At 63.3% G+C, this 16762-nt stretch carries 16 protein-coding genes; 5 read left to right on the forward strand and 11 right to left on the reverse strand.

Translation table 11 applies throughout. The features are described 5' to 3' along the window. Positions 1-118: 118 nt before the first annotated feature. From AC0IYS_RS21110 to flhD, 9 genes are all read right to left on the reverse strand, one after another. Positions 119-607 carry a chemotaxis protein CheW gene (locus AC0IYS_RS21110; protein WP_315214975.1) on the reverse strand — a complete coding sequence of 163 codons (489 nt, stop codon included), beginning with the start codon at positions 605-607 and terminating at the stop codon, positions 119-121. Between the two features lie 32 nt (positions 608-639). Beyond that, positions 640-2826 carry a chemotaxis protein CheA gene (gene cheA / locus AC0IYS_RS21115; RefSeq protein WP_471707024.1) on the reverse strand — a complete coding sequence of 729 codons (2187 nt, stop codon included), beginning with the start codon at positions 2824-2826 and terminating at the stop codon, positions 640-642. A gap of 39 nt (positions 2827-2865) precedes the next feature. Further along, a complete protein-coding gene (locus AC0IYS_RS21120; RefSeq protein WP_090314352.1) occupies positions 2866-3231 on the reverse strand; it encodes a response regulator in 366 nt (121 codons plus the stop codon). Between the two features lie 85 nt (positions 3232-3316). Next, a complete protein-coding gene (locus AC0IYS_RS21125; RefSeq protein WP_471707025.1) occupies positions 3317-3865 on the reverse strand; it encodes a chemotaxis protein in 549 nt (182 codons plus the stop codon). 64 nt (positions 3866-3929) lie between these two features. Beyond that, a complete protein-coding gene (motB, locus tag AC0IYS_RS21130; protein ID WP_471707026.1) occupies positions 3930-4889 on the reverse strand; it encodes a flagellar motor protein MotB in 960 nt (319 codons plus the stop codon). A 53-nt stretch (positions 4890-4942) separates the two neighbouring features. Then, positions 4943-5803, reverse strand: a complete 861-nt coding sequence (gene motA, locus AC0IYS_RS21135; protein WP_471707027.1) for a flagellar motor stator protein MotA — start codon at positions 5801-5803, stop codon at positions 4943-4945. A 132-nt stretch (positions 5804-5935) separates the two neighbouring features. Then, on the reverse strand, positions 5936-6682 hold the full coding sequence (locus tag AC0IYS_RS21140; protein WP_471708913.1) for an SAM-dependent methyltransferase: 747 nt from the start codon (positions 6680-6682) through the stop codon (positions 5936-5938). Positions 6683-6744: 62 nt separating this feature from the next. Beyond that, positions 6745-7290 (reverse strand): flagellar transcriptional regulator FlhC, encoded by a 546-nt coding sequence (flhC, locus tag AC0IYS_RS21145; RefSeq protein ID WP_471707028.1) that lies wholly within the window; start codon positions 7288-7290, stop codon positions 6745-6747. 80 nt (positions 7291-7370) lie between these two features. Then, the gene (flhD, locus tag AC0IYS_RS21150) at positions 7371-7688 is read right to left on the reverse strand and encodes a flagellar transcriptional regulator FlhD (protein ID WP_090315207.1); all 318 of its coding nucleotides are present in this window, start codon (positions 7686-7688) and stop codon (positions 7371-7373) included. Between the two features lie 629 nt (positions 7689-8317). Here flhD and kynU point away from each other — a divergent pair. From kynU to AC0IYS_RS21165, 3 genes are all read left to right on the forward strand, one after another. Next, entirely contained in the window at positions 8318-9568 is a 1251-nt protein-coding gene (gene kynU, locus AC0IYS_RS21155) for a kynureninase (RefSeq protein ID WP_471707029.1), read from the forward strand. Positions 9569-9578: 10 nt separating this feature from the next. Continuing rightward, on the forward strand, positions 9579-10463 hold the full coding sequence (gene kynA, locus AC0IYS_RS21160) for a tryptophan 2,3-dioxygenase (RefSeq protein WP_471707030.1): 885 nt from the start codon (positions 9579-9581) through the stop codon (positions 10461-10463). A 121-nt stretch (positions 10464-10584) separates the two neighbouring features. Next, positions 10585-11217, forward strand: coding sequence for a CHRD domain-containing protein (locus tag AC0IYS_RS21165; RefSeq protein WP_471707031.1), 633 nt, complete (start codon positions 10585-10587; stop codon positions 11215-11217). Positions 11218-11338: 121 nt separating this feature from the next. On the opposite strand, the gene htpG is transcribed toward AC0IYS_RS21165, so the two are convergent. Together htpG and AC0IYS_RS21175 are read right to left on the reverse strand one after the other, a co-directional pair. Continuing rightward, entirely contained in the window at positions 11339-13258 is a 1920-nt protein-coding gene (gene htpG / locus AC0IYS_RS21170; protein ID WP_471707032.1) for a molecular chaperone HtpG, read from the reverse strand. A gap of 93 nt (positions 13259-13351) precedes the next feature. Continuing rightward, on the reverse strand, positions 13352-15001 hold the full coding sequence (locus AC0IYS_RS21175) for an aminotransferase-like domain-containing protein (protein WP_471707033.1): 1650 nt from the start codon (positions 14999-15001) through the stop codon (positions 13352-13354). A gap of 217 nt (positions 15002-15218) precedes the next feature. On the opposite strand from AC0IYS_RS21175, the gene AC0IYS_RS21180 reads away from it, so the two are divergent. Next, positions 15219-16106 carry a DMT family transporter gene (locus AC0IYS_RS21180; RefSeq protein ID WP_471708914.1) on the forward strand — a complete coding sequence of 296 codons (888 nt, stop codon included), beginning with the start codon at positions 15219-15221 and terminating at the stop codon, positions 16104-16106. A 112-nt stretch (positions 16107-16218) separates the two neighbouring features. After that, positions 16219-16680: a RidA family protein gene (locus tag AC0IYS_RS21185; RefSeq protein WP_471707034.1), complete on the forward strand. Its 462-nt coding sequence runs from the start codon at positions 16219-16221 to the stop codon at positions 16678-16680. The last annotated feature ends 82 nt before the right edge of the window (positions 16681-16762 follow it).

Below are 16762 nucleotides of genomic sequence, written 5' to 3' on the forward strand. Positions count from 1 at the left end.
GCTATCTGTGCGTATGTCGCCGGAACGGTACTACCAGGCCGATGATCGTTATAGTCGTTTGGCACGCCCTCTGTGGGGCGCTTCCGCGGCCGGCTACTGGCCGCTTCGGGGGCAAGTTTTAGGCCGCCAGTTGTTCCATCAAGCCCATCTCGGCGCTCGACATCAGTTTGTCGATGTTCACCAGGATCAGCATGCGTTCGTCGATCGTGCCGAGGCCGATCATGTAGTCGGAGCTGAAGGCGGTGCCCATTTCCGGCGCCGGTTTGACCTGCTCCGGCGTCAGGGTGGTCACGTCGGACACCGAATCGACCACCATGCCGACGATGCGGCCGCTGATGTTCAAAATGATGACGACGGTGAACTGGTCGTACACCGGCTCGCCCAGGTTGAACTTGATGCGCATGTCCACCACCGGGATGATGATGCCGCGCAGGTTGATCACGCCCTTGATGAACTCGGGCGCGTTGGCGATGCGGGTGACCACTTCGTAGCCGCGGATCTCCTGCACCTTGAGGATGTCGATGCCGTATTCCTCGGAGCCCAGCGTGAACGCCAGGTATTCGTGGCCGGCGATCTCGTTTGCGCCTGTGGTTAGTACGTCTGCCATGATGGTTTCCTATCTATGTTGCGTGGTTCGGGTCAGGAGAAAATCTGTTCGTCGGACAGCTGGCGCGACGAGCGTATCAATGCGGCGACATCCAATATCAGCGACACGCCGCCGTCGCCCAGGATGGTGGCCCCGGAAATGCCGGCCACCTTGCGGTAATTCGATTCCAGGTTTTTGACCACCACCTGCTGCTGGCCGACCAGGTCGTCGATGAACAGGCCCGCCTTGCGGCCGTCCGTCTCGATGATGACCACGATGCCCTGGGTCGGATCGGTGAAGCGCGGCGTGATGTCGAACATCTGGTACAAAGGCACCAGCGGCAGGTACTCGCCGCGCACCTTGATGACGCGGCCCTTGCCGCTGATTTCCTTGACGTCGTCGGCCACCGGCTGCAGCGACTCGATGACAAAGCCCAGCGGCAGGATGTAGACCTCCTCGCCGACCCGGATCGACATTCCGTCGAGGATCGCCAAAGTCAGCGGCAGCGAAATCGAAATCGTGGTGCCGAAACCCTTGGCCGAGCGGATGTCGACCACGCCGCCCATGGCGGTGATGTTGCGCTTGACGACATCCATGCCGACGCCGCGGCCGGAGACGTCGGTCACCGTTTCGGCGGTCGAGAAGCCGGGCGCGAAGATCAGCTGCCAGACTTCGGCGTCGCTCATCGTGTCGCTGACCGGCAGGCCGTTTTGTTCGGCCTTGGCCAGGATGCGCTCGCGGTTCAAGCCGCCGCCATCGTCCGACACCTCGATGATGATGTTGCCGCCCTGGTGGGAGGCCGACAGGAACAGCCGGCCCGACTCGCTTTTGCCGGCGGCGCGGCGCACGTCCGGCATCTCGATGCCGTGGTCGATCGAATTGCGCACCAGGTGCGTCAACGGATCGACGATGCGCTCGATCAGGCCCTTGTCCAGTTCCGTCGCGGCGCCGTTGGTGATGAAGTCGACCTTCTTGCCCAGCTTGGCGGCCAGGTCGCGCACCATGCGCGGGAAGCGCGAGAACACGAAGTCCATCGGCATCATGCGGATCGACATCACCGCTTCCTGCAGATCGCGGGTGTTGCGGGTCAGCTGGCTGACGCTGTTGAGCAAACGCTCGTGCGCCATCGGATCGAGCGTGTCGACGCGCTGTTCGATCATCGCCTGCGTGATCACCAGCTCGCCCACCAGGTTGATCAGCTGGTCGACCTTTTCGATCGACACGCGGATCGACGACGATTCGGCGCCGGCCGACGCGCCCTTCTCCTTGGCGGCCTTCTTTTCCTGTTCCTCGACCACGGCCGGCGTCGGCGGCGCCTCGATCACGATGCCGGCGGCGGCGCGGATCTGCTCGACCGGCTGGAAGAAGCCGTAGCCGTTGGCGTCGTCGTTGCCCTCCTTGGCGTTGGCGCGGATCTCGTCGAGCGGCTGGAAGAAGCCGTAGCCCTGGCCGCCACCGGCCATCGGCGGATGCAATTCGGTTTCGTCGAAGAAGCCGTAACCGAGGTCGCTCTCGACCTTGGAACGCTCGGCGTTTTCCATGCGTGCCTGCTTGTCGCTCAGCGCCGGCAATTCGGTCACCACCATGTCGTCCGGATTGAGCACGAACGAGCAGATGGCGATGATGTCGTCGAGGCTCTCGTGCGTGGTCACGACCATCGCGTTGCGGTCCTTGTCGAGCGGCGTGATGGACACGTGGCCCATCAATCCCAGCTCGGCGCCGAGCGCGGTCACCTCGCGGTGCACCATCACGGGCAGCTCGAGCCGGTAGCGGCGTCCGCCGCTGTGGTCGACCACCTTCGCTTCGGTCGCGTTGAACGCCGGCGCCACCGGCGACAGCGCCACCACCGGCACGTCCTGGGTCAGCGACTGCAGCATCATGCGCACGTCGCCGACGGCGTCCTGGTCGACGGTGCTGCCGAGGCGATGGCCGTCGAGCTGCATCTTGAGGATGTCCTTGGCGGCCAGGAAGGCGTCGACGTGCTCGGACGTCAGCGCCATCTCGCCCTTGCGGATGCGGTCGAGCAGGGTCTCGAGGATGTGCGTGACCTCCGTCATGTCGGTCACGCCGAACGTGGAGGCGCCGCCCTTGACGGAATGCGCGGTGCGGAAGATCGCGTTCAGATCCTCGGCATCGGGGGCGGCGATGTCCACGGCCAGCAGCAGCCGCTCCATTTCAGCCAGCAGTTCCTCGGCCTCATCGAAGAAGACCTGGAAAAACTGGCTTATGTCGATGGTCATGGTGATACTCCGTAAAGTTCGCTCATTGCTCGCGCCTTATCAGCCGATGACCTTCTTCACTACCTCGATGAGGCGCTGCGGATCGAACGGTTTGACCAGCCAGCCGTTGGCGCCGGCCGCGCGGCCCTTGGCCTTCATCTCGTCGGACGACTCGGTGGTCAGCATCAGGATCGGGGTCTTGGCGTAGGTCGGCAGCTCGCGCAGCAGCGCGATCAGCTGCAGGCCGTCCATGCGCGGCATGTTCTGGTCGGTCAGCACCAGGTCGACGCTTTGCAGCTTGGCTTTTTCCAGGCCGTCCTGGCCGTCCACCGCTTCCACCACCAGGTAACCGGCGGCTTTCAGGCTGAACGCCACCATCTGGCGCAGGGAACTGGAATCATCAACTGCAAGTATTGTCTTGGCCATCTTGGTTCTCACTCTTATCAATGCTGGACGCTCGCGTCCAATTTTTTTTAAAACAATCGGTGTTCAGCGGGGGTCTGCCCGACCCTTAAAACAATTCGATGTCGCCGCTCTCGAGGTGTTGCTGACTTACTGCCTTGCGCAACACGCTGCGCAGTTCCAAACTCTGTATCGCCAGCGCCATGCTGACCTTGCCCAATAGGGCGACGATTTCCTCGTTGTCGCTCTCGGGCAGCATCTCGGCGCCGTGCGCGCCCAGGGTGCCGAGGAACTCGCGCAGGCCGGTGACGCGCTTGAGCGTGCGGTCGATCAGCTGGCTCGTCATGTCCTGGAATTGCAGGCTGGTGATGGCGGCGTTGACGTAGCCGCCCACCTGGCCCTGCAGCGCCTGCAGCTGCGCGCGCTGCTCGGGCGAGGCGATGCCGCCGTCGAGCAGCAGCTGGATCGTGGCCTGCTCGGCCTCCACCGTCTGATGGATGGCCATGAAGTTGAACGACAGCTTCTCGATGGCCTCCTCCAGCAGCAGCCGGGTCTGGAGCAAATCGGTCTCGACCTCGGTTAAATGCTTGCGCCCGTGGTCAGACACGCCCGACAGCAGGCGTTTTACATGCGACCCAAGGATTTTTTTTCTCGTCATAAAATTCTCTATGTTCTACTCTGCGCTGCGCGCTTTACGCCGTGCTTCACTATCTTTTCAACACTTATTTGCGGACCGGCGGCCCGCTCGGCGCCGCGGCCGCCGGCACCGCCGCGGCCGCCCCGGCCGCTTCCTCCTCGGCGCCGACCTCGATCTGGCGGCCGCCGTCGCGGATCACGCTCTCTTCCGTCCGCTTGTTCATCACCAGGATGCTGATGCGGCGGTTGATCGGATTGAACGGATCGGCCTTGTCCAGATTGGCGGCCGAGGCCAGCCCCACCACCCGCAGCACCTTGGCGTCGGCCATGCCGCCGACGATCAGTTCGCGCCGCGAGGCGTTGGCGCGGTCGGCCGACAATTCCCAGTTGCTGTAGCCGGTCTCGCTCATGTACGGCGTCGAATCGGTGTGGCCCGACAGCCCGATGCGGTTCGGCACATCGTTCAGCACAAACCCGATCTCGTGCAAAATCTCTTTCGTGTACGACTGCAAATCGGCCTTGGCCAGCGCGAACATCGGACGGTTCTGCTCGTCGACGATCTGGATCCGCAAGCCCTCGGTCGTGATATCGAGCAGCAACTGGTTCTTATACTTGACCAGCACCGGATTGGTTTCGATGGCGGTCTCGATCTTGTCCTTCAGCGACTTCAGGCGCTGCGCATCCTCGGCCTCGACGGCGGCGCGCGCGGCGTTGATGTTGACCTTTTTCTGCGCGCTCGGATCGCTGCTGGCGGCGACCTGGCCGTCCTTGCGGGTCAAATCCTTGCCGCCGCCGGGGATCACCGACGAGCTGTCGCCGCTGCCCGAGCCGCCCTGCATGGCCACCTTCAGCGGCGTCTTGAAGTAGTCCGAAATGCCTTTCAAGTCGCCCTTGGAGGTCGACCCGAGCAGCCACATCAGCAGGAAGAACGCCATCATCGCGGTCACGAAGTCGGCATACGCGATCTTCCACGCGCCGCCGTGGTGGCCACCGCCGTGTTTCTTGATGCGCTTGACGATAATTGGCCGTAAGCCTTCTTCAGCCATGACGATTCCTCACAGAGTCCAACATGATTCCAGTAGCGCGTTTCATCCCGGGCTTACTTCGACTTCGATTTCTTGATGTGGTCTTCCAGCTCGCCGAAGGTCGGACGCTCGGTCGAGTACAGCACCTTGCGGCCGAACTCGACGGCCAGCGCCGGCGCGTAGCCGTTCAGGCTGGCCAGCAGGGTGACCTTGACGCACTGGTACATCTTGGTCGACTCTTCCAGTTTCTGCTCGAGCAGGCTGGCCAGCGGACCGACGAAACCATACGCCAGCAAAATACCGAGGAAGGTGCCGACCAGCGCGTGGGCGATCAGGATGCCCAGCTCGGCCGGCGGCAGGCCGACGTTTTCCATCGTGTGGACCACGCCCATCACCGCCGCCACGATGCCGAACGCCGGCATGCCGTCGCCCAGCCGGGCGATCGCGTGGCCGGGCGCGGCGCCCTCGTGGTGGTGGGTCTCGATCTCGTTGTCCATCAGGTTCTCGATCTGGAACGCGTCCATATTCCCCGACACCATCAGGCGCAGGTAATCGGTGATGAATTCGACGACGTGATGGTCTTCCAGCACGCTCGGATACTTGCTGAACAGCGGGCTTTGCTCCGGGCTGTCGATGTCGCCTTCGATCGACATCAAGCCTTCCTTGCGGACCTTGGAGAGGACGTCGAACAGCAGCGACATCAGCTCCATATATAAGTCTTTGGTGTAGCGCGAGCCCTTGAACAGGGTGGGCAGCGCGGCCAAGGTGGACTTGAGGGTCTTGCCGTTGTTACCGACAATGAACGCCCCGACCGCGCCGCCGCCGATCATCACCAGCTCGAGCGGCTGGAACAGCGCGGCCAGGTGCCCGCCGCCCATCGCGTAGCCGCCGAAGACGCCGAGCAGCACCACCACATATCCAATTATGACTAACAAGTGACCTGACTCCCCATAGTGAAACAAGGCCTAAATGTCAACTAACGCCGGCCCGATTTCAATAAATTTACGTGTAGAACTACAATAACGTGTCCGGGGGTGGCCGAGCAAGTGATTAACGCCAAATGATGCTTAAAAGTACCATTTATAGAGCGCGGCGTTGTCGTCTGTGGCAAGAATGGTCTGATCCGGCGCTCGCGCGTCGATTGCAAATTCATAGCTTATAAGTATGGCATCAGGACACATTTCGGCCTCCGCCTTGCGCCATAAACCGCCCATCGCGGCCGGCGACAGATAGGCGAACACCAGATCGAACTGACCGAAATCGAGGCGCTCGTAATCGCCGAACAGAAAGCGCGCGCGGCTGCCGGTCATTGCCGCGCGCACCTTGCTATATAACCAGGGCAGCGGCGCCAGCTCGATGCCGACGCACTCGATATCCGGCCGCGCACGCGCAAGGTACATCACCAACCCGCCCAGTCCGCTGCCGATGTCGATCACGCGCAGCGGCCGGCCACTGTCGTCTCCAACCCTGCGTGGCGGCGGCAACTGCTGGCGCACCGCATCCCACACGGCCGGGTGCGACGGGTAATAAGGAACCTGCGTGCGGAAGGTCGACCAGTACAGGCCCAGCAGCACAAGGAAGACCGCCAGGAACAGCCACGGCGGCAGCCGCAGCGACAAGGCCGCCAACACCGCCAGCGGGAAAAAGAATTCGATCGCGCGCCACCAGACGGCCAGCCCCGCCAGCCACGTGATGGCGGCGGCGACCAGGCCGTGCACGACGGCGACGGTCAGGTAATCGACGGGGAAGTGAAACGTGGCCAGCAGGTACACCAGGCCGAGGCTGAGCGGCGCGGCGCCGCATTGGATCAGCAAGGCCCGCACGGCGGGCGCGCGGACGATGCGTTGAAGGTAGGACGATTGGGGAATGTGGCGGGTCACGCGGCCAGGGCGTCGGCGTCGCGGGACTTCTTGGTCTTGCCGGCGCGCGAAGGCATGTGGCACAGGCCGCAGACATAGCTGCCGTTCAAGTCCATGCAGTTGACCACGTATTTACCCTGGCATTTGCCGCAAGGGGCCAGTTCCAGCATTCTGCTGCCGAAAAAGCGCACCAGGGTCCAGGCGCGGGTCAGCGACAGCAGCGGCTCTTCGCCCGCTTCCGGCGGCATTTGTTCGAGGTACAGCTTGTAGGCCTTCATGACCGCTTCGATGCCGGTGGCGCCGGCGTGGTCGACCAGGAATTTATGGATGTTGATGAACAGCGAGGAATGAATGTTCGGTTGCCAGGTCAGGAACCAATCGGTCGAGAAAGGCAGCATGCCCTTCGGTGGCGACACGCCGCGCAGCTCTTTATAGAGCTTGAGCAGGCGCTCGCGCGACAGCGACACTTCGGTTTCCAGCAGTTGCAGGCGCGCGCCCAGCTGGATCAGTTCAATCGCAAGCTGAATTTCTTGTGCTTCAGACACTACGCTTTTCTTGGTCATGATCCCTGCTCCCGGCTGTCTATATGATGGTAATGCGCTTTGCGATGCGGTGGCGTTCGGTACGCCGCGTTACAAGTGGCTTAAGCGATTTCTTCGACAGCCTGGCCGGCCATCAGGATGGCGGCGTGCGACTGCGCCAGGGAACGGTCTTTATTATGGCTGGTCAGCATCGACAGGATGGCGCCGTCGTCGAAGCGGAAGCGGGCCAGCATCATGTTGCCGCCTGCCAGCTTGAGGATTTGAGCGTTGCTCATGCCTTCGATCAGGTCGGCGATTTCGGTGGCGATGCCAAGACGGAAGATCGCGGTGACTTTGTCGGCACGGATCATCTGCTGCGCGAGCATCAGGTAGCTCAGGTTAGCGTCGCGAATTTCAGCCATCATATCGTTTGCGGTCATTTCCATCTCCCAGTATTTGTTTCACTGCGGAACACAATTGCGTTTCCAGTGAGATACATTCTGCGGGAGCAACAAAAATACGAGTAGAGGAGGCCTTCCGTATTTTGCGTCAGGCAATAGCGAACGCGACCCGTCGGTGTTTGTCTGACAAACACACTGGGATCGAGGCTCTACGCCCTTGCGGCGTGGAAATTTTATGGCGTGAGATCTTCAAAAAAGTCCTGTCATGACACGAAAAAAATGTTCGTATGGCGACTCTTTTTTGCTACATCTAACCCGGTTACGGCAGCTTTTCCGGGAACTTTAGGGTTTCCACAGAAAAATTTTAAATTATTTTCGACTACATCTTTGCAAGCTGAAGCTCGTTTTACTGACTTTTACGCGCTTCATGAATCTGGTAACGGCAGCGCTCTGCGGAACTTTAGGGTTTTTTTGAATTTTTTTAAAAAAGATTGAAAATAATTTTGGAATCGCCCGCAAAGCCAGCATCCATGCGGGTTTGCGGGGCATGGCGGGATGCCGGCAAACGCCGTCCGCTCAGCAAAACCGGCGGTTTTTCCTGTTACACTGGCGTATCAGGCAACTTGTTTAAGCCTAAAGCATCAACCGACTCACAGGAAAGTGACGTAATGACAACTCGCAATGACTGCCTGCAACGCGACGCGCAAGATCCGCTTGCCCCGCTGCGCGAACGCTTCGATCTGCCGGCCGGCGTGATATATCTCGATGGCAACTCCTTGGGCGCCCGGCCGAAGGCCGCCCTCGCCCGCGCCCAGCACGTCATCGCGCAGGAATGGGGACACGATCTGATCCGCAGTTGGAATACCGCCGGCTGGTTCGACCTGCCTAAAAGGCTGGGCAACCGGCTGGCGCCGCTGATCGGCGGTGGCCCGGACGAGGTCGCCGTCACCGACACCACCTCGCTCAACCTGTTCAAGGCGCTGGCCGCCGCGCTGCACATGCAGGCCGGCGAGCCGGCCTCCGCGAGCCGGCGCGTAATCGTCACCGAACGCTCCAACTTCCCCACAGACATCTATATGGCCCAGGGACTGAGCAGCTGGCTCGACCGCGGCTACACCGTCAAGCTGGTCGACTCGGTGGAGGAGCTGCCGGCCGCCATCGGCGCCGACACCGCCGTCGTCATGCTGACCCATGTGAACTACCGCACCGGCTACCAGCACGACATGCGCGCCGCCAGCGCCCTCGCCCACACGGCCGGCGCCCTGATCGTCTGGGACCTGGCGCACTCGGCCGGCGCGGTGCCGCTCGACCTGAACGGCGACGGCGCCGACCTGGCCGTCGGCTGCACCTATAAATACCTGAACGGCGGCCCCGGCGCCCCGGCCTTCATCTGGGTGCCGCGCCGGCACCAGGCCCGCTTCACGCAGCCGCTGTCGGGCTGGTGGGGCCACGCCGCGCCGTTCGCCATGGCGCCGGACTTCGCACCGGCCGACGGCATCGGCCGCGCGCTGTGCGGCACGCAGCCGGTGGTGTCGCTGGCGATGGTCGAGACCGGACTGGAGGTGTTCGAACAAACGTCGATGGCGGCGATCCGCGACAAATCGCTGGCGCTCACCGACCTGTTCATCGAATTGGTGGAGCAGCGCTGCGCCGACCACCCGCTGGGGCTGGTCACGCCGCGCCAGCACGCGCGCCGGGGCAGCCAGGTCAGCTTTACGCACCCGCACGGCTACGCGGTGATGTCGGCGCTGATCGCGCGCGGCGTCATCGGCGACTACCGCGAACCGGCCATCATGCGCTTCGGCTTCACGCCGCTGTACACCAGCTATACCGAAGTATGGGACGCGGTCGAGATCCTGCGCGACATCCTCGACCGCAAAGACTACGACGTCGACGCCAAGCGCGACGCTGTCACCTGACGGGATCATCATGACCGAACAAAAACCGGCGGCCGGTGGCTGCCCGATGCACGCCAGCCCAGACAGCGCCGGCGACGCCGAATGGCACGGCGCCCAGATGGACTTCAGCAATTCGATGAGCTACGGCGACTATCTGGGCCTGAACCAGATCCTCAACGCCCAGCACCCGCTGTCGCCCAACCACAACGAGATGCTGTTCATCGTCCAGCACCAGACCAGCGAACTGTGGATGAAGCTGATGCTGCACGAAATGCACGCCGTGCGCGCGCATCTGCAATCGAACGACCTGGCGCCGGCCTTCAAGATGCTGGCGCGGGTGGCCCGCATCATGGACCAGCTGGTGCACGCCTGGGACGTGCTGGCGACGATGACGCCGCCCGAATACACGGCGATCCGCCCGTATCTGGGTGCTTCGTCCGGCTTCCAGTCGTATCAGTACCGCGAGATCGAGTTCATCCTCGGCAACAAGAACGCCGCGCTGCTGAACGTCCACACCACCGCGCCGGACGCCTTCGCGGTTCTCGACAAGGCCCTGCGCGCCCCCTCGGTGTACGACGAAGCGGTCAAGCTACTGGCCCGCAACGGTCTGCCGATCGCGGCCGAACGGCTCAATGCCGACTGGACCCTGCCGACGGCCGCCGACGAATCGGTGCAGAACGCGTGGCTGGAGGTCTACCGCGACCCATCGAAGCATTGGGCGCTGTACGAGCTGGCCGAAAAGCTGGTCGACCTGGAGACGGCGTTCCGCTTCTGGCGCTTCCGCCACGTCACCACGGTCGAGCGCATCATCGGCTTCAAGACCGGCACCGGCGGCACGGCCGGCGTCAGCTACCTGCGCAAGATGCTCGACGTGGTGCTGTTCCCCGAGCTGTTCGCGCTGCGCACCGCCTTATAACCGCCCAGGCGCACGGCCATGCCAGGCTAAAAACCCCATCGACACGCGGAACTCCCTCCGGCGCGCGCGCTCTAACAAAAAGGCGCCTAACAACACATCGATAACAACGGAGGGAATAAAGATGAAACAACGTATCCGCAACTACGCGGCCGCCGCCGGCATGCTGCTGGCCGCCGTCACGGCGGCGCACGCCGCCAACTACACAGCTATTCTGACTGGTACGCAGGAAGCGCCGCCCAACAACTCGCCCGGCATCGGCGCGACGGTGCTGAAGTTCGACCCCGACACCCATATCCTGGAGATCAACGTCGCATTCAGCAGTCTCAGCAGCGGCACCACGGCCGCGCACCTGCACTGCTGCACGGACGCGCCGTTCAAGGGCGTGGCCGGCGTCGTCACGGAAGTCCCCACGCTGAGTGGCTTCCCGCTGGGTGTGACCAATGGCGCCTACAGCAACAGCTACAACACGCTGTTGGCCAGCACCTGGAATCCGGCGTTCCTCAGTCGGTTTGGGGGCAGCACGGCGTTCGCGGAAGCGGCGCTTGAATCGGGGCTCAATAATGGATTGGCGTATTTCAACATTCATACCTCGGCATATCCGAACGGCGAGATACGCGGCTTCTACACGCCCGCGCTAGTGGTGGCGGCCGTACCGGAGCCGGAAAGCATCGCCCTGCTCGGGATAGGACTGCCGGCGATGCTGCTGCTGGCAAGGCGACGCTCGAAAAATTCGATCAAACAAAACAACGTCTAAAAAACGTAGGGCGGATTAGCGAAGCGTAATCCGCCATGCATGCTCCGGCGACGGCTCATGCATGGCGGATTACGGCGTTCCGCCTAATCCGCCCTACGTGGATCTGTGGTGATGCTTGCGCTTACTTGCTCGCACCGCTCAACAGCATCTCATTGAGACGCTTGACGAACGTGGCCGGATCGCTCAGCGAACCGCCCTCGGCCAGCAAAGCCTGATCGAACAGGATGTTTGCCCAGTCACCAAACAAAGTGCCCGATTCCTCGTATTTCAAGCGCGTCACCAGCGGGTGGTTCGGATTGATCTCCAGGATAGGCTTGGACTCCGGCGCGCTCTGCCCCGCCGCCTTCAGCATGCGCAGCAGGTTACCCGACAGCTCATGCTCGTCCGCCACCAGGCAGGCCGGCGAATCGGTCAGGCGGAACGTCACGCGCACGTCCTTGGCTTTGTCCGACAAGGCTTCCTTCATCTTGCCGACCAAATCCTTGTACGAGTTTTCGGTCTCTTCGTGCTCTTTCTTCTCTTCCTCGTCTTCCAGCGCGCCCAGATCCAGGCCACCCTTGGCCACCGACACCAGCTCCTTGCCTTCGAACTCGGTCAGGAACGACAGCATCCACTCATCGACACGGTCGGTCAGCAGCAGCACTTCGACGCCCTTCTTGCGGAAGATCTCCAGGTGCGGGCTGTTCTTCGCCGCGACATAATTATCGGCCGTGACGTAGTAGATTTTGTCCTGGCCTTCCTTCAGGCGCGCGACATACTGCTCCAGCGAGACGCTTTGCTCGTCGTTCTCGTTGGCGGTCGAGGCGAAGCGCAGCAGCTTGGCCAGACGGTCCTTGTTGCTCGCGTCCTCGCCGATGCCCTCCTTCAGCACCTGGCCGAATTCCTTCCAGAAGGTGACGTACTTGTCTTTCTTCTCCTGCTCTTCGGCGTTGGCCAACTCCTCAAGCATGCCGATCACGCGCTTGGTCGAACCGTCGCGGATTACCTTGACGTCGCGCGACTCCTGCAGGATCTCGCGCGAAACGTTCAGCGGCAGGTCGGCCGAGTCGATCACGCCCTTGACCATGCGCAGGTAGGCCGGCATCAGCTGCTCGGCGTCGTCCATGATGAACACGCGCTTGACGTACAGCTTGATGCCGCCGCGCTTGTTGCGGTCCCACAGGTCGAACGGCGCCTTGGCCGGGATGTACAGCAGCTGCGTGTACTCGCTGCGGCCCTCGACGCGGTTGTGCGTGTACGCCAGCGGCGCCTGGAAGTCGTGCGAGACGTGCTTGTAGAATTCCTCGTACTGCTCCGGGGTGATGTCCGATTTGCTGCGCGCCCACAGCGCGCTGGCTTGGTTGACGGTCTCGAATTCGTCCTTGACGACGGTTTCCTTCTTCTCGTCGTCCCACTCCTCTTTCTGCATCACGATCGGCAGCGAGATATGGTCGGAGTATTTGCGGATGATGGACTTGATCTTCCACGACGACAGCAGTTCGTCCTCGCCTTCGCGCAGGTGCAGGATGATGTCGGTGCCGCGGCCGGTCTTTTCGATCTGTTCGACCGAGTAATCGCCCTCGCCGGCAGATTCCCAGCGCACGCCCTCGGACGCCTCGGCGCCCGCGCGGCGGGTTTCGACGGTGATCTTGTCGGCGACGATGAAGCCGGAGTAGAAGCCCACGCCGAACTGGCCGATCAGGGCCGCGTCCTGCTGCTGGTCGCCCGACAGCTTGCCGAAGAATTCCTTGGTGCCCGATTTGGCGATGGTACCCAGGTGCGAGATCGCCTCGTCGCGGCTCATGCCGATGCCGTTGTCGGAAATGGTGATGGTGCGGGCGGCCTTGTCGAACGATACCTTGATCTTCAGGTCATGGTCGTTGCCGTACAGCGCGTCGTTGTTGATCGCCTCGAAACGCAGCTTGTCGGCCGCGTCGGACGCGTTCGAGATCAACTCGCGCAGGAAAATCTCTTTATTCGAGTACAGGGAGTGGATCATCAGCTGCAACAGCTGTTTCACTTCAGCCTGGAAACCAAGGGTTTGCTTATCGTTATCTGCCATTTTTAGAGCCTCTAATAGTCTTAGTGTACGTGCGCGAAGTCGCACGGGTCTGGCGAAAGTGGGGATTATAAAATGGTTTTCAAGAGCAGCTTGCTATTTTCCCAACTGCTGCTCCAGAAACTGCCACACGCCGGGTTCCTGCATCGCCGCCACATTGAGCCGCATGCGGGTCGACGGCAGTTGCGCCGGCGAGAACAGGCTGCCCGGCGCCAGCAGCAAGTTGGCGGCCATGGCGCGTTCGGTCAGCACGCTGGTGTCGCAGCCGGCGTCCGCCCAGACGAACATCCCGGCCGGCGAGGCCACATCCACCTTCAGGCCGACCCGCTCCATCTGCCGCACCGCCTTGGCGCGGATGCCGTCGAGCCGCGTGCGCACCCGGTCCGCGTGCTTGCGGTAGGAGCCCTCGGACAGCACTTTATAGACCACCCGCTCGCCGATGTCGCTGGTGGTCAGCGTCGACAGCATCTTGCGGTCGGCCAGCCTCTCGGCCCGCTCGGCCGACGTGGCGATGAAGCCGACCCGCAGGTTGGCCGCCATCGTCTTCGAAAAGCCGCCCAGGTAAATCACCCGCTGCAATTGGTCCAGCGCCGACAGCCGCGTGGCCGGCTGCACCGCGCTGCCGGGGTGCAGGTCGCAGTAGATATCGTCTTCGACGATGATGAAGTCGTGCTCCTCCGACAGCCGCAACACCTGGAAGGCCTTGGCCGCCGACAGCGACGTCGAACTGGGGTTGTGCAGCACCGAGTTGATGATGTAGAGCTTGGGCTTGTGGATCGCCGCCAGTTCCGTCAGCCGGGCGATATCCGGGCCGTCGGCCAGGCGCGGGATGCCGATCACGTTGGCGCCCAGCGCGGCGAAGGAGCCGAACATCAGGAACCAGGCCGGATCGTCGACGAAGATGGTGTCGCCGGGGCGGGTGAACTCGCGCGCCACCATGTCCAGCGCCTGCGTGACGCCGGCGGTGGTGACGATCTGCTCCGGCGCGGCGGCGATTTCCAGTTCCGCGAGCTTGTGCTGCAGTTGCTGGCGCAGCGGCAGGAAGCCCTGCGGCAGGCCATAACTCACCAACAGATTGGGATTCTGTCGACTGACCGCGCGCAGCGCGTTGGCGATCGCGGTGCCGTCCAGCCATTCGGGCGGCAGCACGCCGGAACCGGGCATCTGATGGTGCGGCATCTGGCGGAACATGTTCCGCACCAGCCAAACCACGTCGATCGGCTTGGTGTCCAGGCGGGAGCGCGCGGCCGGCATCCCCGCCGGCGCAGCCGATCCCCCGCTGGCGTTGAGCGCCATCGGCGCCCGCTCGCGCACGAAAAAGCCGGCGCCCCGGCGCGACTCCAGGTAACCGGTTGCCACCAGCTTGTCGTAGCTTGCCACCACCGTGAAGGCGGACACGCCGTGCGCCGCCGCGAAGGCGCGGATCGACGGCATGCGCGAGCCGCCCCGCAGCAGGCGGTCGTCGATGCGCGCCGCCACCGAGCGCACGATCTGGTCGATCAGCGTCTCGCCCGATTCGCGCGACAGCAATCCGACCAACGCGCCGGCGGCGGGCCTGGGCTTGGACGTCCGCACGGCGCGCGCCGGCGCCAGGCCGGTGGACGCCGGCACCGAGGCCACCGCCGGACCGGGTGCGGCGGCGGCCGACGCGCGGGCGTGGGCGGCCGCCAGGGCCTCGTTGACCGCCTCGGCTGCGGCCGAGGCGGCGGCCCCTAGAAGCGACGTGCGTTTTCGTGTATTGGTCATCCTACCGTCACAGTATAAGAAATTAAGTTTAAATTGTACTGGCACTGTACTGGCTTTTGTACCGTAGGATACACCCGTAGACGCAATAAAACCAAGCACGTCCATTGGAGCCAGCATGACCCGCATCGTCACCCACAGCGCCCCGCCCGCCATCGTCGTTCCGATTTCCACGCAAGGCGCCTCCCGCTTGGGCCGCTTCAGCGATGAAACGGCCGGCATGCTGCTTGGCCTGATCGGCGTCGCCATCTTCAGCCTGACCCTGCCCTTCACCCGGCTCGCCGTCGGCGCGGGCGGCGATACGGGGGCCGCCGCCGGCCTGTCGCCGATGTTCGTCGCGCTGGCCCGCGCGCTGGTCGCCGCAGCGCTCGCCGGCGCCTGGCTGCTAGGGAAGCGCGCGCCGCTGCCGCCGCGCGCCGCCTTGGCGCCGCTGGCGATGGTGGCCGCCGGCTGCGTGATCGGTTTCCCGTGGCTGACCTCCATCGCCATGCGCTCGCTGCCCGCCGCCCACGGCGCGGTCCTGATCGGCATCCTGCCGCTGGCCACCGCCGTCTTCGCGGCCCTGCCGGGCGGCGAAAAGCCCTCGGCCGGCTTCTGGATCATGGCAATGTGCGGCTCGGCGCTGGTGGCCGGCTTCGCGCTGCGCCAGAGCGGCGGCGGCCTGCATCCGGCCGACCTGGCGATTTTCGCCGCCGTGCTGCTGGCGGCCATGGGCTACGCCGCCGGCGGACGCCTGTCGCAGACGCTGGGCGGGCAGCAAACCATCTGCTGGGCGCTGGTGCTGGCCGCGCCGGTGCTGCTCCCGGTGGTCGGCTGGCTGTGCTGGCGCGAAGCCGGCCAGATCGCCGCCGCCGGCGCGGCCGCGTGGACCGGCTTCGCCTACGTCTCGGTATTCTCGATGTTCATCGGCTTCTTCTTCTGGTATCGCGGCATGGCGCTGGGCGGCGTGGCGCGGGTCGGCCAGGTGCAGCTGGTGCAGCCCTTCCTGTCGCTGCTCGGCGCGGCCATGATCCTGGGCGAGGCGCTGGAGTGGCCGACCGTGATATTTGCAATCGCCGTCATCGCCACGGTGGGCGTCGGCCGCAAAATGCAGGTGAAACGCGGCTAAAACCGTGGAGTATTCTGATTTTTGCTCAATTGCGGGCATCGCCTGTCTCAAGAGTACAATATCGGTCTACAGCCCCACCGCATTACTGCCCACTTACTATATGGATAAGCACATGTCTGTCTACGAAAAACTGAAAGCGCTCGATATCACCCTGGCCGCACCGGCCACCCCGGCCGCCGCCTACGTCATGTACGCGCAAACCGGCAACACGGTGTTCATCTCGGGTCACATCGCCAAACGCGCCGACGGCAGCGTGTGGGTGGGCCAGTTGGGCAAGAATATCGACACGGCCGAAGGCAAGCTGGCCGCGCGCGCCATCGCCATCGACTTGATCGGCACCCTGCAGGCGGCCGTCGGCGGCGACTTGAACCGCGTGCGCCGCATCGTCAAGCTGATGAGCCTTGTGAACTCCACCCCTGATTTTACCGAACAGCACCTGGTCACCAATGGCGCTTCCGAGCTGCTGGGCGAAGTTTTCGGCGACGCCGGCAAGCACGCCCGCTCGGCCTTTGGTGTCGCACAAATCCCGCTTGGCGCCTGCGTCGAAATCGAACTGATCGCGGAAGTCGCGTAAGCGGGCGGCGTCCTATCCGGCGCCGTTCCTTTTATAAAAGCCGCCACAAGCGCGCTTGTTGAATCGCCGGGCCGTCTTCGGC

Source organism: Duganella sp. AC237 (assembly GCF_979254035.1).